The sequence below is a fragment of the Rhizobium sp. LEGMi-198b genome (assembly GCF_054114205.1).
In genome coordinates, this window is record NZ_JBSYVH010000007.1 from 18,527 (window position 1) to 37,660 (window position 19,134).

General features: G+C 58.6%; 14 protein-coding genes. 5 read left to right on the forward strand and 9 right to left on the reverse strand.

Features of this window, described 5'->3' with window-relative positions; all coding sequences use genetic code 11:
* Positions 1-60: 60 nt before the first annotated feature.
* The 4 genes from ACXHXG_RS23820 to ACXHXG_RS23835 are packed head-to-tail and all read right to left on the reverse strand — an operon-like array spanning position 61 to position 4,535.
* Positions 61-1,404 (reverse strand): NAD(P)/FAD-dependent oxidoreductase, encoded by a 1,344-nt coding sequence (locus tag ACXHXG_RS23820; RefSeq protein ID WP_283054188.1) that lies wholly within the window; start codon positions 1,402-1,404, stop codon positions 61-63.
* Complete coding sequence (locus ACXHXG_RS23825) at positions 1,401-2,918, reverse strand: aldehyde dehydrogenase (RefSeq protein ID WP_457900922.1); 1,518 nt, start codon at positions 2,916-2,918, stop codon at positions 1,401-1,403. Before ACXHXG_RS23825 ends, ACXHXG_RS23820 begins: the two co-directional genes overlap by 4 nt.
* A complete protein-coding gene (locus ACXHXG_RS23830; protein ID WP_285169109.1) occupies positions 2,911-3,822 on the reverse strand; it encodes a dihydrodipicolinate synthase family protein in 912 nt (303 codons plus the stop codon). The genes ACXHXG_RS23825 and ACXHXG_RS23830 overlap by 8 nt, the downstream gene beginning before the upstream one ends.
* Entirely contained in the window at positions 3,819-4,535 is a 717-nt protein-coding gene (locus tag ACXHXG_RS23835) for a GntR family transcriptional regulator (protein ID WP_104826585.1), read from the reverse strand. Before ACXHXG_RS23835 ends, ACXHXG_RS23830 begins: the two co-directional genes overlap by 4 nt.
* 608 nt (positions 4,536-5,143) lie before the next feature.
* Here ACXHXG_RS23835 and ACXHXG_RS23840 point away from each other — a divergent pair.
* The 4 genes from ACXHXG_RS23840 to ACXHXG_RS23855 all read left to right on the forward strand — a co-directional run bounded on the left by ACXHXG_RS23840 (position 5,144) and on the right by ACXHXG_RS23855 (position 9,414).
* A complete protein-coding gene (locus ACXHXG_RS23840) occupies positions 5,144-7,408 on the forward strand; it encodes a cation:proton antiporter domain-containing protein (RefSeq protein ID WP_457900923.1) in 2,265 nt (754 codons plus the stop codon).
* A gap of 110 nt (positions 7,409-7,518) precedes the next feature.
* The gene (locus tag ACXHXG_RS23845) at positions 7,519-8,619 is read left to right on the forward strand and encodes a YihY/virulence factor BrkB family protein (protein ID WP_457900924.1); all 1,101 of its coding nucleotides are present in this window, start codon (positions 7,519-7,521) and stop codon (positions 8,617-8,619) included.
* 112 nt (positions 8,620-8,731) lie between these two features.
* Positions 8,732-8,995 carry a type II toxin-antitoxin system prevent-host-death family antitoxin gene (locus ACXHXG_RS23850; protein ID WP_104826582.1) on the forward strand — a complete coding sequence of 88 codons (264 nt, stop codon included), beginning with the start codon at positions 8,732-8,734 and terminating at the stop codon, positions 8,993-8,995.
* Complete coding sequence (locus ACXHXG_RS23855; RefSeq protein WP_457900925.1) at positions 8,992-9,414, forward strand: type II toxin-antitoxin system VapC family toxin; 423 nt, start codon at positions 8,992-8,994, stop codon at positions 9,412-9,414. Before ACXHXG_RS23850 ends, ACXHXG_RS23855 begins: the two co-directional genes overlap by 4 nt.
* An 80-nt stretch (positions 9,415-9,494) precedes the next feature.
* Here the strand turns inward: ACXHXG_RS23855 and glgX are convergent, their stop codons facing one another.
* Together glgX and treY are read right to left on the reverse strand one after the other, a co-directional pair.
* A complete protein-coding gene (gene glgX / locus ACXHXG_RS23860; protein ID WP_457900926.1) occupies positions 9,495-11,570 on the reverse strand; it encodes a glycogen debranching protein GlgX in 2,076 nt (691 codons plus the stop codon).
* Between the two features lie 89 nt (positions 11,571-11,659).
* Positions 11,660-14,146 (reverse strand): malto-oligosyltrehalose synthase, encoded by a 2,487-nt coding sequence (gene treY, locus ACXHXG_RS23865; RefSeq protein WP_457900927.1) that lies wholly within the window; start codon positions 14,144-14,146, stop codon positions 11,660-11,662.
* Positions 14,147-14,277: 131 nt separating this feature from the next.
* Between treY and treZ the strand changes: the two genes are divergently transcribed.
* On the forward strand, positions 14,278-16,092 hold the full coding sequence (treZ, locus tag ACXHXG_RS23870) for a malto-oligosyltrehalose trehalohydrolase (protein WP_457900928.1): 1,815 nt from the start codon (positions 14,278-14,280) through the stop codon (positions 16,090-16,092).
* 18 nt (positions 16,093-16,110) lie between these two features.
* On the opposite strand, the gene ACXHXG_RS23875 is transcribed toward treZ, so the two are convergent.
* The 3 genes from ACXHXG_RS23875 to ACXHXG_RS23885 all read right to left on the reverse strand — a co-directional run bounded on the left by ACXHXG_RS23875 (position 16,111) and on the right by ACXHXG_RS23885 (position 19,011).
* Positions 16,111-16,857 (reverse strand): ATP-binding cassette domain-containing protein, encoded by a 747-nt coding sequence (locus ACXHXG_RS23875; RefSeq protein WP_457900929.1) that lies wholly within the window; start codon positions 16,855-16,857, stop codon positions 16,111-16,113.
* Positions 16,850-17,914 (reverse strand): ABC transporter permease subunit, encoded by a 1,065-nt coding sequence (locus ACXHXG_RS23880; protein WP_457900930.1) that lies wholly within the window; start codon positions 17,912-17,914, stop codon positions 16,850-16,852. Before ACXHXG_RS23880 ends, ACXHXG_RS23875 begins: the two co-directional genes overlap by 8 nt.
* Before the next feature lie 107 nt (positions 17,915-18,021).
* The gene (locus ACXHXG_RS23885) at positions 18,022-19,011 is read right to left on the reverse strand and encodes an ABC transporter substrate-binding protein (protein WP_285169971.1); all 990 of its coding nucleotides are present in this window, start codon (positions 19,009-19,011) and stop codon (positions 18,022-18,024) included.
* Positions 19,012-19,134: the final 123 nt, after the last annotated feature.

A 19,134-nucleotide genomic window follows, 5' to 3' on the forward strand; every position in this document is an offset into this window, starting at 1 on the left:
CGTTCCCATTCTTCTGAAGATCTGCGCTTGGCTCGATCCTCATTATTGCGCGGCGAGGGATCATCCCTCGCGGCCTGCACGCAACTCCTGCAGCCGGATGACCGAGTTCACGCCGAGCCACGCGATCGGCTCGGGCGGCAACTTGCTCGGCTCCGGTTGATTTCTGTATTGTTCGAGTTCAGGGCTACCCGCCCCTGTCGCCAGATCGGCAGCCATCATCCCCGCGAGTGTGCTCTTGACGGTGCCGAGGCCATTTTCGCAGCAGGCAGAAAAGAGCCCTTCTTCGACCTCACCAAATGCTGGCACATGGTTCCGGCTGAGGCACAGCGCACCGGCCCAGCTATATTCCAGGGGCAGGCCTTTCAGTCCGGGGAAACGGGCATCGAATGACCGGCGCTGCTCGGCAGCTATGCCGGCGACACGCCTATCCGACACCTGGAGGCTTGGATCGTATGTGAACCTCGTCCTTATGACGATACGGGACAGGCCGTTTGTGGTGATCTTGCGTACGGTCGCGCCCATGGGATCTGCGGGCAGAAGCGCCCAGCGGTCCGCTCCGGTAACACCGCCATATTCGTTCTGTGAGAAGGCGGTTGTCATCGATGCGTAGGTAAAGATGTGCATCAAGCGGCGGCGAAAGTGGCCGAAGCTTTCGATGTGGCCGTTCACACCCAGAATGACCTTCGGCGCAGACACGGATCCGCGGTTTGACTTGGCCTTCCAGAACCTGCCTTCGCGCGAAAGCTCCAGCACCGGTGAATGCTCGTAAAGATCGATTTTTGATCGCAATCCGCGCGCCAAGCCCCGGATATATTCCGCCGGCTGGATCAGCACGGCCCCTGGGGTATAGAGCCCTCCTCGATAATAGTGCGAGCCGGTCATTTCCCGCATCTGATCGGCATCGAGAACGCGATAATCTTCGCCGATCTTCTCGAGGGACTTTCTGTAATTCTCGTTGAGCCCCAGGCCCCTGTCCGACGCAGCGGCGTTCGTCTTGCCCGATGGATCGAATGTTTCCTTGGACAGGCCATACTCGGCCGCAACATCCGCGGCGAACGCGATTGCCAGGCGGTTCTGTCTGATCTCGTCCTTGGTGGACTGCTCGTCGGCAACCGAGTACTCGCCGGACGAGAGATTGTGCGGCACGTCGATCATGAAGCCGGAATTTCGTCCGGCCGGTCCTTTTGCGAGTTCACGAGCCTCAAGAATGACGATCTTGTCCTGCGGCCGCGATTGCGAGAGGCGCCGGGCCGCAGATAGCCCGGCAAATCCTGCGCCGATGATCAGCCAGTCCGCAGTAATGTCGTGGTCAAGCGCCGTCACGGGATAGGCGCGTTCGCTGATCGCCTCCCATCCCGAAACGCCGGTATCAATCGGTAGGCGCTTGATCACATGCCGGGTCATCGGATGGTCTCGTCGACGGAGCGATCGGAGATGTCGATCCAGATGGTCTTGAGTTCGCAATAGTTGTCGTGTGCGAAGATCGACTTGTCGCGACCGCCGAAGCCGGATTCCTTGTAGCCGCCGAACGGGGTCGTCGCGTCGCCTTCGCCGAAGCAGTTAACGGTGACGAGGCCGGCTCGGATGTCGCGCGACAGGCGGATCGCATGCTTCAGGCTGCCGGTATAGACCGATGCCGTCAGGCCATAATTGGTGTCGTTGGCAAGGGCGACGGCCTCGGCCAGCGTGTTGAACGTCGTCACCGACAGGATCGGCCCGAAGATTTCTTCCTTGAACAGCCGGCTGGAGGAGGTGACGCCGTCGACAACCGTCGGCTCGACGAAGATGCCGCCATGTGTTTCGCCGCCATGGGCGATCGTCAGCTTCTCGCTTTTGACGTCGTCGAGGAAGGAGGTGACCTTCTCATAGTGGTTCTTGCTGACGAGAGCACCGACGCGGTTTTCCGGATCGAGCGGATCGCCCGTCTTCCACTCGCGCATATAGGCACCGATGCGCTTCAAAAGCTCGTCCTTGATCTTGGCATGGACGATGAGGCGGGAACTGGCGCTGCAGTTTTCGCCCATGTTCCAGAAGGCGCCATTCACCACCTGCTCGGCGACGAGATCGAGATCCTCTGCATCCTCCAGCACCACGGCCGGGTTCTTGCCGCCGCATTCGAGCACGACCTTCTTCAGGTTGGAATCGGCGGAATAATGCAGGAAGCGCCGGCCGGTCGGCGTCGAGCCGGTGAAGGCCACCATGTCGACATCCATGTGCAGGCCGAGCGGCTCGCCGACCTCCCGGCCGCTGCCGGTGACGACATTGAAGACACCGGCCGGGATGCCGGCTTCATGCGCAAGTTCGGCAACCCGCAGCGTCGTCAGCGTCGTCTCCTGCGCCGGCTTGACGACGACCGAGCAACCGGCAGCCAATGCCGGGCCGATCTTCCAGGCGAGCATCAAAAGCGGGAAGTTCCAGGGCAGGACGCAGCCGACGACACCGATCGGCTCGCGCACCACCATCGCCAGCGCATTCGGGCCGACCGGATTGGTGTTGTCATAGAGCTTGTCGATTGCCTCGGCGTGCCAGCGAAGGGTGTGGATGGTATCGGGCACGTCGACGGTCTGGCATTCGCGAACCGGCTTGCCGCTGTCGAGGCTTTCCATCACCGCCAGTTCATGGCGGTTGTCTTCCAGGAGCTTGGCGAACTTGATCAGCGTCGCCTTGCGCTCGCCGGGCGACAGCTGACGCCAGCGGCCATCCTCGAACGCCTCTCTTGCCTTGAGGACGGCGTAATCGACATCGCTTTCATCACAGGCGGCAACGTCCGCCAGAAGTTCGCCGGTGGCCGGGTTCGTCGTCTTGAACGTCTTGCCGGAATTGGCCGGACGGAAGCTGCCATCGATGAAGGCATTGGTCGGGAACTGAAGGCCGGCGGCGATTGCCTTGTATTCGGCTGCGGTCAAGGGTTCATGCATGATTGGCTCCCGAGGTGATCTGGGCGACCGTGCGCTTCAAGGTGGACACAACGGTCTCAAGGGTTCTTTTCTCTTCGGAGTTCAGTCCGCGCAGCGGCGCGCGGACCGGACCGGCTTTCAGGCCGATGATCTCGCAGCCGTGCTTGATCGACTGCACGAATTTGCCGCATTCGAGGAAATCCATCAGCGGCAGCATCGCCGCCATGATCGCCCGGCCCTTGTCGAAGTTCTTCTCGATGACACAGGCCTCGTAGAGCGCCACGTGTTCGCGCGGTAGGAAGTTGGAGCCGGCGCAGACCCAGCTCCTGGCGCCCCAGGCGAAGAATTCGAGCGCCTGGTCATCCCAGCCGCAGGACAGCGCGATGTGCGGAAACTTGCGGGCGAGCCGATGCAGGTTGCCCATGTCGCCGGAGCTTTCCTTGATCGCCACCACGTTCTTGGATTTGCCGACGCGGGAGAAATACTCCTCGCCCATCATCACACCCATGCGGGCGGGATAGTTGTAGAGCATGATCGGCAGGTTGGCGGCGCGGTCGACGGTCAGCGCATGAACGGCGTTTTCGCGCTCGGTCGGCAGGGCATAAGGAGGCGACGACACCAGGATCGCATCGGCGCCGATGTCCTTCGCCGCCTTGGCATATTCGACCGAATCTTCGGTCCGCGTCGCGCCGGTGCCGATGATCAGCGGCAACCGGTTGCCGATCACCTCCTTGGCATAGGCGCCGAGCTCGAAACGCTCCTGGCTGCTCTGGGCATAATATTCGCCCGTCGATCCGCCGACGATGATGCCATGCACGCCGGCATCGATCAGGGATTCCAGGACCGCAGCAAACCCGGCCCGGTCGATCTGCCCGTCCGAGCTCAGCGGCGTGATCGCAGGCGTGTAGATACCTTCAAACTTCACGGCAGTTTCTCCAATGATTGCACGCTCGGACCGCCGATCATGGCGTCCGACTTAAGTCCTTGTGGCGCGATGAACATTTCCATGTTCTCGCGGGACAGTTCCCAATGCTCGAAGACCAGGTCGACGACGGCGTCTTCGTCGTGAGCGCTCAAGGCCTCGATGAAGCTGTCATGGTGCTCGACCGCCACCTGCAGGCGGCGCCGCATGTCCTGATTTCTCGGACGGAAGAAGGTGTGCCCGATGCGCGCATGGTCGATCAGGAGCCGGCCGAGGCTCGGCTGCAGATAGACGTTGGCCGACATCTCGCCGAAGATTTCGTGGAAACGATTGTTCTCGAGAACCATCGTAAACGCGTCCATGTCCACGCTGGCCTGGCGAAAGCGCTCCTGCGTCTCCTTCAGATCGGCAAGCTGGGCCGGCTTGAAGTTCTGTACCGCGAGGCGGCCGATCGCCGCGTAAATCATCGGCGCAACCAGAAAGAAGTTCCTGAGCGTCGCGTGGTTCATCGGAATGACCCGAGCTCCGCGGTTCTCGCGAATATCGATATAGCCCTCCCCCGCCAGCCGCCGGAAGATGTCGCGAACCGGGGTGCGCGAAAGGCCGTAGCGCACGCTGAGGCTCACCTCATCAAGATCGGCATCGGGATCCAGCTCCATCGTCAGGATCTGGCGCTTCAAGTCCTCATAGAGGCTGCTCTTAACGGTCTTCGCCATGGGAAAACTCCGCTTCTCTTTCCTGATGAGGGGATCATTGCACGCCTAGCCGCTCGTGTCAATAATTGTGTACTTGTTGTACACAATGAGTGTTTAGTAAGAATACAATTATGAAAGTGCAAGCCGCCGGGAAGCCATCTTCCCGAGAGTGAAGTCCGATGCGTCAGGCAAATTCATCCAGCAACCGCGTAGCAAAGGCAGGTATTCGGCCACTGCGAAGCCAAGGGAGCCGGATCCAATGATGGGCGAATTGAGGTCACGGAGAGGCCGGCGAGCAAGCCGCCAAAGTCTTCGGTGGCCCTTTGATGTCAGGACCTCTTAAGCGGCGTCGGTCTGGAGCGGCGCAATCGAAGGAACTCCATCTTGAGGGCCGCGTTAACTCGCCAGCATGCCTCTTGAAGAAGAAAGAGCCCATGGCGATCAGATATAGCAAGCCACAAATGAGCAGGACATCGGCGCAAGACGTTGAATGCATTGAGAGGTTTCCCAGTCGAAACGACATCTGAGCGCTTCGTCAAGCGAGCTAAATACCCCGCCTGCTAGCCCCTTCACTATCGACACTCGTTCGCGTCAGATTCTCGGCGGTGAGCAAGGCCCTCATGAGATCAATGAACCTCGGAAAGCGATACTCAGGTCCGATTTTGATCGGCCTGCTACTTTATGCAGGCATTGCGACATCGGCTTTCGCCGCGAACGGAGGCCATACCGCCGTGCCCTCCGAAGGACTTTTCCTTATTCAAATTGTTATCCTGGTTATCGTCGGGCGATTGCTCGGGGAACTTATGGTGCGCATCGGGCAACCATCGATCATGGGCCAAATCATCGGTGGGGTATTGCTTGGTCCGTCCGTTCTCGGCGCGATCCTGCCTGATTTTCAGACCATAGTGTTTCCCGCCGACGATGCGCAAAAAAGCATGATCAACTCGGTGGCGCAGCTAGGCATACTTTTTCTACTTCTGTTGGCGGGAATGGAGACCGACCTCGGCTTGGCGCGACGAATGCGGCGCGCGGCATTAGGTGTCTCGTTCACGGGCATCGTCGTCCCCTTCGCGGCGGGTTTTGCGCTTGGCGAATTCCTTCCGGCGGGCTTGCTTCCCGACCCCGAGAAAAGACTTGTGGCCTCGCTGTTCCTGGGCACGGCGCTTTCCATCTCGTCGGTGAAAATCGTCGCCTCCGTCGTTCGCGAGATGGACTTCATGAGGAGAAATATCGGTCAGTTGATCGTTGCCTCCGCCATCATCGACGACACGGTTGGCTGGGTCATCATCTCGGTTACCTTCTCCCTTGCGGAAAAAGGAGGAGTCGAGCTGCCGACGCTTGCGAAGAGCGTGATCGGCACGCTTCTGTTCATGGGAGTGAGTTTTACGATTGGACGGCGTGTCGTCTTCGAGATAATCCGTTGGACGAACGACCGCTTCAAAAGCGACCTTCCCGTCCTAAGTGCCATTGTCGCGATCATGGGCGTCATGGCGATCATCACCGATTTAATTGGCGTTCATACGGTCTTGGGCGCGTTTGTGGCAGGCATCCTCGTCGGACAATCGCCCATCCTGACACGTCAAATAGACACACAACTTCGAGCGCTGACGACGGCTCTGTTTATGCCGGTGTTCTTTGGTCTCACCGGGCTTCAGACAGATCTAACGGTGCTTCGGGATCCGGCAATCCTGTTGCTGGCAAGCGGCTTGATCGTCATCGCTAGCATCGGAAAGTTCGGCGGCGCATTTCTCGGTGGCCGTTTCGGGGGGTTCTCAAATTCGGAAGCCATTGCGCTCGGCTGCGGTATGAACGCGAGGGGTTCTACCGAGGTGATCGTTGCTTCCATCGGACTTTCCGTCGGCGTCCTGGATCAGCGGTTGTTTTCCATTATTGTAGCAATGGCCGTCGTCACAACAATGCTCATGCCGCCGACTTTGCGATGGGCGCTTACGCGGTTGCCGGTTCGGGCAGAGGAGCAGAACCGGCTGGAGAGCGAGGAGTTCGAAAAGGCGAGCTACCTCGGCAAATTTGAACGCATATTGCTGGCAGTCGATCTGTCTAAAAATGGCAACCTGGCCTCTAGAATCTCAGGGTTCCTGGCCGCGATCAGGCAGATGCCGGTGACGGTGCTGCGTATTGACGACGAGGCAAAGAGTGAGACGAGCGAGCAGCGGTCGGACGCAGACGGCGTCGCAACATTTGTAGATCGCGTCAAGGCAACCGCAACGAAATCGGTGGCGCAATCCGATGCCGATTTTGCCACACCCTCGGACGTCCACGTCACCGGCAGAAAGAAAGGCGGCGATCTGGAGCAAGCACTTTCCGAAAGCGCTGAGCAAGGACACGACCTGATGATAATCGGGGCCGAACCAGCCATCGCCGACGCCGGGGGGCTGGACGAGCGTTTTACAAAGATGACATCCTCGTTTCAGGGAACCGTGGCAATTACCTTCAGCAGAGGGCGGCTACCCGAAGAGGATAGTAGACTCCGCATCCTCGTTCCAGTCTCAGGGACGGAGCGCTCCACCCGCGCCGTCGAATTCGCTTCGGCAATCGCAAAAGCTGCCGGTTGTGAAATCGCCGTCGTATACGTCACCGATCCGCAGCAACTCCTTCGGCGGCCCCGCCTCAGCGATATGAGCGATCTTCATGAAGAAGCCTTCAAACGGGTCGACGAAATCGCGGCAAATTATGGCCTCGACATTCAGAAAACCGTTGAACGAGGGACATCGCCGGAGCTGGCTATATTACGAAACGCCAGGCGCCGCCGCGCAAATCTGATAGTGCTGGGCGTCAGCAGGCAAGCGGGCAAAAGGCTTTCCTACGGAGGAATTGCCAATTCACTGATCGACGCCGCTGACAGATCGATCGTCGTTATCGAAGCTGAAAAATAGCATCCGGATGGCCCGCGGGTACCGCGCGTCGTTCCGCACGGCGTCCGGCGCATCTTTTCGTCAGGTTAAGCGTTACCGCAAAGCGATGGGCTGTCTGATGGAGTAACCTGATGAGAAAGCGTGTCCGCCATGGTCGTCCACAAAGTACGGCTTCCCTATTTCAAACAACTAGTATTGCGATCCTCGCCTTGCTCGTGGCTCGTGCATTCGTGAAGCGAGAACATATCGAAGCCGGGCCTGCTAAGGCTGGAGACCACGCGCTCCATCAGGAACTCGGGCGATTTGCAGCCGTTCCGGAGCAAATACCGGCCCGCGGCTTGCGCGATGTGTTCTGGCGCGTCGTCCACGAGGTCAGTGACGATCGCATTACGCTCGTTGCCGCAGGCGTGACCTTTTATCTTCTGCTTGCGCTCTTTCCCGCACTTGCAGCACTCGTTTCGCTCTATGGCTTCGTTGCCGATCCCGCGAGCATCAGTGATCATCTCCGTTCACTTGCCCTTCTCCTTCCCCCCGGCTCCTTTGATATGATCGCCGATCGACTGAAGGATCTCGTGGAACGGCGGAGCGAGACGCTGAGCGTGGCGCTGTTTCTCGGTTTGGGGGTCGCCTTGTGGAGCACGCATAGCGGAACATTGGCACTCTTCGATGCGATGAATGTTGCTTATGAAGAAGCCGAAAAGCGCGGGCTAGTCCGCCTTAATCTCATCGCGCTCTGTTTTACGCTATGTGCAACATTGGTGGCCATATTGGTCATTGGATCGGTCGCCATCATGCCGCTGGCCTTGTCTTTGCTTTGGCTCGACCAGTGGAAGGAGAACCTCGTTCTGATCCTGCGCTGGCCAATTCTGTTGGTTCTCATGATCATTGCCGTGACGGCAATCTACCGGTTCGGCCCGAGCCGCGAACCCGCGAAGGTGCGATGGCTCACCTGGGGAGCCGCACTGGCGACCGCCGGCTGGATCGCCATGTCCCTGCTGTTCTCTATCTACCTCAAGAACTTTGCCAACTACGATGCCACCTATGGCACGCTTGGCGCTCTGATCGGCTTTCTGATCTGGATCTGGCTGTCCGTGGTGATCTTGCTGGTCGGGGCGGAAGTCAACGCGGAACTGGAGCACCAGACGGCGGTTGACACAACCATCGGCCCCGCCCTTCCCATGGGCAGTCGCGGCGCTCACGTTGCCGATACGATCGGGAAATCTTTCACCTGAGCGGCAGTGAAACATTCGATGATGTTGCGGTCAAAATGTCTGGCCGCTTGCCACTCGACGATCCTGGTCTTATATAGTCATTATAGTCACAATGGTCAGGAAGAAACGAGCAATGCGACCAACACCAAGCGAGCAAAATTGGACTGTCGCCAGCGCAAAGGCGAAACTTTCCGAGGTCATCGAATGCGCGCAATCCGCGCCGCAGACAATTACGCGAAACGGCAAGCCAAGTGTCGTCGTCGTCTCTGCCGAAGAGTGGCATCGGAAGACTGCGCGCAAAGGCACGCTTGCAGAGTTTCTGATGGGGTCACCCCTGCGCGGCGCCGATCTGGACCTCGAACGTCAGCGCGACGACCCGCGTGATCTTTCGCTGTGAGACTGCTGCTAGACACCAATGTCCTGTCTGAGGTGACAAGACCGCGCCCTGATGCGCATGTTTTGAAATGGCTAGATGGTCTCGACGAGGATCGCTCCTTCATCAGTGTCGTATCGATCGCGGAGATCCGGCGCGGGGTTGCACTGATGGATAGCGGGCGGAAGCGCGACGCGCTGACTGAATGGCTTGCCCAGGACCTGCCGCAACGCTTCGAGCATCGTGTCCTCCCTGTGAACGAACCGGTTGCCGTGGCCTGGGGCGATCTGATGGGCCTCGCAAAGCGGAACGGCCGCGGCCTGTCGTCCATGGACGGCCTGATCGCTGCCACGGCGATTGCCCATGATCTTGCCCTTGCAACGCGCAACATAAGAGATTTCGAAGGCTTTGGGATTGAGCTGGTCGATCCGTGGGTGGTATGACATCCATAGTGGACGGCAACGCTGGAAGCTCGCGCATGCCGGAATATGGCAAGCATGGCCGCCGCCTCGAATGCGCCAATTCAGATCGGCCGCAGAACCGCTAAGCTTCGGGCTTCGAGTTGCAGGCTTTGCTCGGCGATTGCTTCTACACCCCTCGCCATCGGATCCGAAGTGGTGAGCTCCAAAACCCAGCTTTTGTCATCGGGCAGGCTGAAGTCGACATTTTCATCCTGAGGATTGAACAGGAGCAGCACGTCGTCCCACCCTTCCTCGAAGGGGTGCTTGCGTGACAGACGCAGTCCGATGGTCGTGCTTGCCTCATCTTCCCAATGTTCTTCGGCATGCTCGCCACCGCCGGGATTGAGCCAGATGACGATCAAGCCATCGCGCCAATTCTCCCGCCTGAAGATCGAATGATCCTGTCGAAGCGCAATTAGACGTTTGGTGAAAGCGCGGAGTGTTTCGGCACTCTCATAGGGTGCCTCCCAGTGTAGCCAGCTAAACTCATTGTCCTGGCAATAGCCGTTATTGTTGCCCATCTGGCTGCGGCCGAACTCGTCGCCGGCGAGCAACATCGGCGTCCCATGCGACAGGAACAAGGTCGTCATGAAATTCCGCTTCTGACGATCTCGCGTCGTGTTGATGCCCTCGTCTTCCGTTGGCCCTTCGGCACCATAGTTGAAACTGCGGTTGTCGTTGTGGCCGTCCTCGTTGTCCTCGCCATTGGCCTCATTATGCTTGTCGTTGTAAGAGACGAGATCGTTGAGGGTAAAGCCGTCGTGGGCCGCAAAGAAGTTGACGCTCGCCCATGGTCGGCGCCCGCGCAGATCATAGACGTCGCCCGAGCCGAGGATGCGCGCGGCGAAATCTCTCGTCGTGCCCGGGGTGCCGTTCCAGTAGTCGCGGATCGTATCGCGATATTTGTCGTTCCATTCTGCCCAGCCCGGCGGAAAGCCGCCCACATGATACCCGCCGGGGCCGATATCCCACGGCTCGCCTACAAGCTTGATTTTGGAGAGCACCGGATCTTGGCCAACCGCATCAAAAAAGCCGCTGCGCTGGTCGAAGCCTTGCGGTTCCCGGCCGAGAATTGTGCCGAGATCGAAGCGGAAGCCATCAACCTCCATCTCCTCAGCCCAATAGCGAAGCGAGTCCGTCACCATCTGCAGTACGCGTGGGTGAGACGTATTGATGGTGTTACCGGTGCCCGTGTCGTTGATGTAGTAGCGTGGCGTGTCGGGCAGAGTGCGATAATAGGAAAAATTGTCGATGCCTTTGAACGAGAGGGTCGGGCCAAGCTCGTTGCCTTCGGCCGTATGATTATAGACGACGTCCAGAATCACCTCGATACCGCCGTCATGGAAGGCGCGCACCATTTCACGGAAGCCCGCGAAGCCTTTCGGACCGTAATAGCGGGAAGCCGGTGCAAAAAAGGCGAGCGTGTTGTAGCCCCAGTAGTTGCTGAGGCCATTGTCGAGTAGATGACCGTCATCCGGAAAAAAGTGGATCGGAAGCAGCTCGATCGAGGTGACGCCAAGGCTTTTGACATAGTCGACGATCGCTTTCTGGCCGAGCCCGTCAAACGTGCCGCGCAGTTCCCCTGGAATTGCCGGATGCAGCATCGTCAATCCCTTGACGTGAGATTCATAGAAAATCGTTTGCGACCATGGAACGGACGGCTTTGGGTAGGGAGTTTTATCTCTGCCATTGAGATCGATGACGCGGCACTTCGGCATGAAGGGCGCACTATCCGTCTCGTCGAAAGACAGATCTTTCAGCTCGTCGTCCAGAATGTAGCCGAATTGCGCTTGCGACCATTCGACATTGCCCACCAATTCGCGGGCGTAGGGGTCGATCAGCAGCTTGTTCGGGTTGAAGCGATGACCCCCATCCGGATCAAACGGCCCATGAACACGGTAACCGTATAGAGCGCCGGGTTTCAGGCCCGGAATATAGCCATGCCAGATCTCGTTGGTGAATTCGGGTAAAACAATCCGCTCGATCTCACGCATTCCGGTCTCGTCGAAAAGACAGAGTTCCACCTTTTCCGCATAGGCGCTGAAGAGCCCGAAGTTGACGCCCTGCCCATCGTAGTTCGCTCCAAGGCGCGTGAAATCGCCGGGCTCAATTGCATATCTCTTTCCGTCTTGTGTCATCCGGGCCTCTTCTTTGACGCACCCACAAACCCCGCAACGACACGTTTTGTTCCGGCACACCGACGGCTGTGGATTGGCCGACAAAAGAGTTAGTTGGATGTGACAAGGAAGGAGACGGGAAGTTCCTCAAACAATTGCGCCGCGGAAATATCGCCCGCAACCAGTAACTGACCAGTCAGCAGGTCACGCATTTGCCCGCCAAGTCGCGGCGGTATCGACACCGCCGTGTTCTCCCAGAAATCAGCTCCGGTACCGGCAGCATCCACCAGCCTCGGGACGATCGTGATTGCCGCCTCCTGGTGATGAACTCGGGCAAAAGCGACGAGGTTGTCCGACCGCTGTCCCTTGACCTCAAGGGGATGATAGCTACCCTCGAGAAAGAGTTGAGGATGATTGTTGCGATGGCGCAAGACGCTTCGGATGATCTGCCGTTTCAGGGATGTGGCCCACGGCTTTTCGAAGGGAGATAGGACTTGCGCCGCGCCGGCTGCACGATAATCGATTGGCCTTCGGTTATCCGGATCGACCATACTGAAATCGAGACCCTCAGCCCCCTGGTAGATGTCGGGGATGCCAGGTGCGGTGAGCTTGGTCAGCAACTGAGACAGGCCGTTCAAATAACCAAGCTTAATAAATGGTTGCAGTGTCTTTCTGAAGTCGCTCAGGAAGTCGGTGTTTTGAAGCGAAAGCAAAGCGGCGGCGTACTCCAAAACTGCCTTTTCATATTCGGGCCTTTCCTCCATCCAATCCGTTCGCAACTTCGCCTCGCGTATCGCCTTCAACACAAAGGCCGAAAACCGGTCTTTCAGCTCATCCGTATCGCTTTGCCCGATATCGTCAGGCCAGATTCCTGCCAGTGTCTGATACAACATCCATTCGATATTGGGCTCCGGCGCCGGCCCGTCCGCAAGATCGGTGCGAAAGGTTGCATTCAACGCGCGCCACCGCGCGACACCGTCGATCCAGACGTCAGGATGCAGTGAAAGGCTGTAGAGACGCGCACGCGCGTCTTCTCCGCGTTTCGTGTCATGCGTCGACGTCGCGGAAAGCCCATACGGCTGGCGCTGAAGTCGATCCGCCATCGCTTGGTGAAAGGCGGCAACGCCACGCGGCGGCTTTGCGGGTTCGCCACCGACCTCATTCATCGCGATCAGGCGATTGTACCGATAAAACAGCGTATCTTCGACGGCCTTTGCCATGACCGGACCGCTGAGTTGCTGAAATCTGGCTCGAAACTCCACAACCCGGTCATCCGCGATTTCTCCGCGCAACAGGCTGCCGATCGCGTCCAAAGCGTCCGCCGCCGGCAATCTGGCTCGCGCCTTTTCTATCGCCATACAAAGGACCGCATCATCCGCCGCAGACAGAGCTCTCCGGTAACCATAAGTACGATAGACCGGAAAGGCGACCAACAGCTCCCGAAGCGCCGACGACACTTCCGCTCCGCTGGCTCTAGGAAAAATCGACTTGCCCAACCTGGTCAGGCGCGCCATCTCGCCGGCGAAATTGCGCTCGACCATCAGCAGCTTCGCGTTGCGCAAACCAGTGGCAAAGTCGGAATGCTCATTGTCGACGGTCGCGTATGCTGCCTCGATTTTTTGTAAGCCCTCGTCTGCAACGAAGAGGTCCGCCATGGCGGAAATGAATTCGTACCCGGTGGTGCCCAACACGGGCCAGTCCGTCGGCAAGGTCTCGCCGCTACCAAGGATTTTCTCAACCACGATGAACGTGTCGGCACCGACCGCCCGCCGCAGGCGTTCAAGATAGGTTTTCGGATCCGCAAGCCCGTCGATATGATCGATGCGCAAACCCTGTACTTGACCGGACCGGACCAGTTCTATCGTCAGCCGATGCGTGTCTTCAAAGACCCGCTCGTCTTCCACCCTTATGCCGACCAAACCTGCGACCTCGAAGAAGCGGCGGTAGTTGAGGTGCCGAGCGGCATCTTTCCAATACAGCAATTGCCAGTGCTGTTCTTGGAGCAGCTCTTTCATTTTCGCGACATCCCGTGAGAAAGCCTGCAATCGCCCGGCGTCTCCGCCTGTCTGCGCCATCACAAATTGGGCGCTGCCTTCGGAGAGCGGAAAGCAATTGTCGAAATGAGCCAATTGCAAATGACCTACGGTGGGATCGTAACAGAGCTGAAGCTCGCCGGCCGCGAGGGCTTCTTCACGAGGCTTACCAAGCCACGGCAATGTCAACTTCTCGCTCCAATCGATGTCGAAATGGCCGGCATAAATGCTTTTCGGCCCATGTCGTAGCACGTCGCGCCACCAGCCGTTTTCGAGCGAGGCAGCCATATGGTTCGGAACGATATCGACGATGAGGCCGAGTCCGGCTCTTTGCAAACTTGCCGTCAGCATGTCGAACCCCTTGCGACCGCCTATCGCCGGGTCGATCCCGTTTGGATCGGTGATGTCGTAGCCATGCGTCGACCCTTTCGTAGCCGTGAAGATTGGCGAGAGGTAGAGGTGGCTGATGCCGAGGTCTTGCAGATAAGGAACAAGCTCGCACGCCCGGTCGAAAGTGACGTCGCCGCGACATTGCAGGCGGTAGGAGGAGGTCGGAACACGCATAGCTTCCCCTGCATAAGAATGGCTTCTATCAACGGAGCCAAACAAGATCTGTTCCGGGCTGAGGAACACTCGCCGACAGGATGCGTTGGAGGACGTGCAGAATTCAAAGCGACGACACGGGCGGAGAGGACATGCAAAACAGCTTCACATTCGGGCCTGATATCAAGGCGCATTCCGTCACGTTCCGCCTCTGGGCGCCGTTGCAGGACCGTGTGAAGGTCAGGATCGAGCAGGACGGGGAATGGGAGATGCGCCGGCAGCAGGACGGATGGCATATCGCCGATGTACCGCAGGCACGCCCGGGAGATCTTTACAAGCTCGTGCTCTCCGATGGTCTGGAAGTGCCGGATCCGGCATCGCGTTTCCAGCCAAACGATGTTCATGGCCCCAGCGAACTGATCGATCAGACGTTCGAGTGGCGCATGGAGCGTTGGAAAGGCCGGGCTTGGGAGGAAATCGTCATCTACGAACTGCATGTCGGAGCGTTTACGGAGGCCGGCACCTTCCTGTCCGCCATCGAAAAGCTCGATCATCTGCAGCGGCTCGGCATTACGGCGATCCAGCTCATGCCGCTCAGTGATTTTTCGGGGCGATATGGCTGGGGCTATGACGGCGTTCTGCCCTATGCGCCGGACAGCAGCTATGGGCGTCCCGAAGATCTGAAAATGCTCGTCGACGCGGCACATGAGCGTGGCATCTGCGTTTTCCTGGACGTCGTCTATAACCACTTCGGCCCGGACGGAAATTACCTGCCCACCTACGCACCGATCTTCAGCAACCGACACAAAAGCCCCTGGGGCAATGGTCTCAACTATGATGGCGAGGGCAGCCGCTTCGTGCGCGATTTTGTCATTCAAAACGCCATCTACTGGCTGAGCGTGTTTCGCATGGACGGTCTGCGGCTCGATGCCGTTCACGCAATCAAGGACGACAGCGATCCGCATGTCCTGAACGAGCTGGCCGACAGCGTCAGACAGGCGCTCCCCGATCGCCACATCCATCTCATCCTTGAGAATGAGGACAACAATTCAGGTCTTTTGGCTCGCGATCCTTATGGTAAGCCGTCTCACTTCACGGCCCAATGGAACGACGATATCCACCATGCCCTCCACGTGGCAGCGACTGGCGAGACCTTCGGCTACTACCGCGACTATGTCGATTGTCGATCGCATATAGGCCGGGCGCTTGCCGAGGGCTTCGTATTTCAAGGGGAACACATGGGGTATAGAGGGCGATCCCGAGGATCGCCCAGCGCCGGTCTGCCGCCAACGGCCTTTATTTCCTTCATGCAGAACCACGACCAGATCGGCAACAGGGCAATGGGCGACCGTATGGTCACTTCTCATTCAATTGAAGCCATAAAAGCAATCGCAGCCGTCTATCTGCTCTCGCCGCAAATCCCGATGCTGTTCATGGGCGAGGAATGGGGCGCCACCACACCTTTTCCCTTCTTTTGCGATTTCGACGAGGAACTGAACAGCAAGGTGAGGCTCGGCCGAAAGGAGGAACTATCACGGCTACCTGGCTTCGATGCAGAGGATGCGCCCGATCCGACCTCAGAGGCCACTTTTTGCAGCGCAAAGCTGCGTTGGGACGAGGCGGAGCAGGACAAGGCACTCAACGCCTATTACGAGCGGCTGATAACGCTCCGGCGCGAAAAGATCGTGCCACTTCTCCCACACGCCCAAGGTCACTCGGCCGTCCACGACAAAAGCGGCTCACTGGTGCGCGTCACCTGGCGACTGGGCCAGGCAAAGCTCGGTCTTATTGCCAATTTGTCGGACCAGGCCGTTGCCGCCACAATCCCTGCCGATGCACAGACGCTCTTTACATCGGGCTATATTGCAAGCGATCAAATCAGCCCTTGGGCAGTCGCTTGGGGCCTGTCGTCAGGCATCTCGGGTAGCCAATGGACCGGGCCGGAGCTTGCAATCGCTCAACTATAAAGCAGCATAGTCAATCAGTTAACCGCCAATCATCAGCTTGACGACCTCCTCATGCGTCGTTTCGCTGATCTTGCGCTCTCCGGCAACGATACCGCGGCGAAGGACGACGATGCGGTCGGAGACGGCGAAAATATCCTGTAGATTGTGCGAGATGAAAATGACGCCGCGGCCCTGTGCCTTCAGCGATTTGATCAAGGCCACCACCTTGCGCTGTTCCGGTACGCCAAGTGCTGCGGTCGGCTCGTCCATGATCAGGATGCGAGCGTTCCAGTAGACCGCGCGCCCGATCGCGACCGCCTGGCGCTGGCCGCCGGAGAAGTTGCTGACCGGCGCATCGAGCCGTTTCACATGGAAATCGAGCTGCGCCATCGTGGCCCGCGCGGCTTCCGCCATGGCCTTCCGGTCGATCACGGGTAGAAAGCCGAAGAGCTTCTTCATCGGTTCGCGCCCAAGGAAGATGTTGGAGCCGATCGTCAGATTGTCGGCAAGCGCCAAATCCTGATAGATCGTCTCGATGCCCTTTTCCCGCGCATCCTGTGGGGAGGAGAAGGTGACGGGCTTTCCTTGAATCAAGATCTCGCCGGCGGTCGGCGGATAAACGCCCGAGATCGTCTTGATCATCGTCGTTTTGCCCGCGCCATTGTCTCCCGCGAGCGCCACAACCTCGCCGGGGTGGACCACCATGGAGCAATTGTCCAAGGCCTGGACTGCGCCGAAGTAACGCGACAGGTTCCGGACTTCGAGAAGAGGCTCTGTGCTATTCATCCTGTTTTGCTCCGCTAAAGCGACGCTGCGCCTGGTCGATGAGCACCGAAATGATGATGACGATACCGACGGCGATGAACTGCCAGAACGGCTCTACATTCATGAAAACCAAGCCGTACTGAATGACGGCGATAACCAGCGCGCCGGCAATGGTACCGATGATCGTGCCCGAGCCGCCAAACAGGCTGGCGCCGCCGATGACGACCGCGGCCACGCTGTCGAGCAGCAGCGGCTCGCCGGCCTGGGCAGCACCGGCGGTGAAGCGGGCGGCATAGAGCGCGCCGCCGAGACCGGCACAGACCGCCGACAGCATGTAGAGCCGCAGGAGATGGGATTTTAGATCGATGCCGGCCCGCCTTGCTGCCTGCGCATTGGCGCCGATTGCGTAATTGTGCTGGCCAAAGCGGGTCTGGCTCAGCAGGTAATGCATGATCACCACGAAAATCAGCGTGACGATGACGAGATAGGGCACGCCATAGAAACGGCCGTTGCCGAGCTCGGCGAAATAGGAATTCTTAACCGGCACGGTCGTGCCGCCAGCGAGAAGAAATGCGGTACCGCGTGCGACGCCGAACATGCCGAGCGTGCCGATGAAGGGCGGAACCTTGAGCCGGGAAATCAACAGGCCGTTGATGCAGCCCGGCACTGTGGCCGCGAGCATTGCGACGAGTATTCCGAACACCATGGCCACCGGCAGCGGCATGTAAAGCCCGACCATATTGGTGACATGTGCGGCTACGACCGCAGCGAGACCCATGATGAAGCCCGTCGAAAGGTCGATACCACCAGATATGATGACGAAGGTCTGGCCGATGGCAAGCAGCAGCGGCGCCACGGCAAAAACGGCGACCGACTGCCAGTTGAAGGCTGAGCCGACAAAGGTGCCGCCGAAATCGACGCGCGCCCAAACCTCGAAAATCACGATCAGCGCGGCAAGGAAGAGCCATGCGCGCAACTGGGCGATGCGGTTGACGATGGTTTTTGCTTGATCGCCGTGGTCCGCCTCCGGCGCCACATGCTGGTCCGCCTGGCGGGCCTCGATGTTGTCGATGCTCATGAATCAACCCGAACTTGAGCGAGAACGCACAGAAGTCGTCACGCCAGTCCCTCTACTATGATCAAAGATGCGCCTCGCCCTTGAGCGAGGCGCCAGACTTCATCCGATCAATCGGAGTAGATAAATTTCGCGACGTTCTTATCGGCGACATTCGATTTGTCGATGACGGTGAAACCGGTACCGATAGCGGTCGGGATCGAGTTGCCGGTCAGATGCGCATAGGCTGCCATCACGCCGAAGTAGCCAATTTCGGCCGGATGCTGGGCAATCGCGAGATCAACGAGGCCGGAATTGATATTATCGACGATCGTCGTCGGGGCATCAAAGGCGACGACGCGGATTTTGCCTGTCTGGCCCGCCTGCTGCACGCCGTTTGCGGCGCCGAGAGCGGAGAAGAGGTTGGCACCGAAAACGCCGTCAAGATCCGAATTACGGGCATAGACGGCCTGGAGCTGCGATGCCGCCTTGTTCGCATCGTCGTCGTTGTATTGTGTTTCCAGAACAGTGATGTTTGGATATTTCTTCATCTCGTCCTTGAACCCCTGCTCGCGCTGGTCCGTCGTCGAGATACCTGGCTTGACGTTTGAAACGTAGACCTTGCCTTTTTCGCTGACGGCCTTTGCAAGTGCGCGCGCAGCAATGGCCCCACCGAGCAGGTTGTCCGAGGCAATGTAAGACAGCGGAAAATCGGCGTCGCCACTGCCCGTTTGATAAACCCCGGTACCGATGAACGTATCGACGGTGATGACCGGGATACCCGCATCGACAGCCTTCTTCAGCGGCTGGACCAACTGATCCTTGTCGGTCGGTGCAATCAGGATCGCATCCGGTTTCTTGGCAATGACGGCATCGAGAACCGGAACCTGTGTGACCGGATTGAAGTCGGATGCGCCCTGGAACATGAGCTGAGCACCCACCGCCTTGGCGGCAGCTTCAGCGCCCTTGCGCATGGTGATATAGAAGGCATCCGTCGTCAGGCCTGGAATAAGTGCAATCGTAAACTTCTTGTCTGCGGCTTTGGTGGTGCCGGCAACAGCCGAAACACCGGTGGCAAGCGTTGCCACAGCGGTGGCCTTAAGAAATGAACGGCGCTCCATAATTTCCTCCTCTTGAAACCAGACCTCCCCTGTCCGGCGCAATGGATAATCAGCGGCTTACAGCGGGCCGTCAAGTAATTTTTTTCTGTAACGAATTTCCACTATCTATTTGAAATAGCTAAC

Bases quoted from the DNA above. Each gene is read 5' to 3' on its own strand.
- ACXHXG_RS23820 (WP_283054188.1), bottom strand. From the start codon at position 1,404: ATGACCCGGCATGTGATCAAGCGCCTACCGATTGATACCGGCGTTTCG.
- ACXHXG_RS23825 (WP_457900922.1), bottom strand. From the start codon at position 2,918: ATGCATGAACCCTTGACCGCAGCCGAATACAAGGCAATCGCCGCCGGC.
- ACXHXG_RS23835 (WP_104826585.1), bottom strand. From the start codon at position 4,535: ATGGCGAAGACCGTTAAGAGCAGCCTCTATGAGGACTTGAAGCGCCAG.
- ACXHXG_RS23840 (WP_457900923.1), top strand. From the start codon at position 5,144: ATGAACCTCGGAAAGCGATACTCAGGTCCGATTTTGATCGGCCTGCTA.
- ACXHXG_RS23845 (WP_457900924.1), top strand. From the start codon at position 7,519: ATGAGAAAGCGTGTCCGCCATGGTCGTCCACAAAGTACGGCTTCCCTA.
- ACXHXG_RS23850 (WP_104826582.1), top strand. From the start codon at position 8,732: ATGCGACCAACACCAAGCGAGCAAAATTGGACTGTCGCCAGCGCAAAG.
- glgX (WP_457900926.1), bottom strand. From the start codon at position 11,570: ATGACACAAGACGGAAAGAGATATGCAATTGAGCCCGGCGATTTCACG.
- treY (WP_457900927.1), bottom strand. From the start codon at position 14,146: ATGCGTGTTCCGACCTCCTCCTACCGCCTGCAATGTCGCGGCGACGTC.
- treZ (WP_457900928.1), top strand. From the start codon at position 14,278: ATGCAAAACAGCTTCACATTCGGGCCTGATATCAAGGCGCATTCCGTC.
- ACXHXG_RS23875 (WP_457900929.1), bottom strand. From the start codon at position 16,857: ATGAATAGCACAGAGCCTCTTCTCGAAGTCCGGAACCTGTCGCGTTAC.
- ACXHXG_RS23880 (WP_457900930.1), bottom strand. From the start codon at position 17,914: ATGAGCATCGACAACATCGAGGCCCGCCAGGCGGACCAGCATGTGGCG.
- ACXHXG_RS23885 (WP_285169971.1), bottom strand. From the start codon at position 19,011: ATGGAGCGCCGTTCATTTCTTAAGGCCACCGCTGTGGCAACGCTTGCC.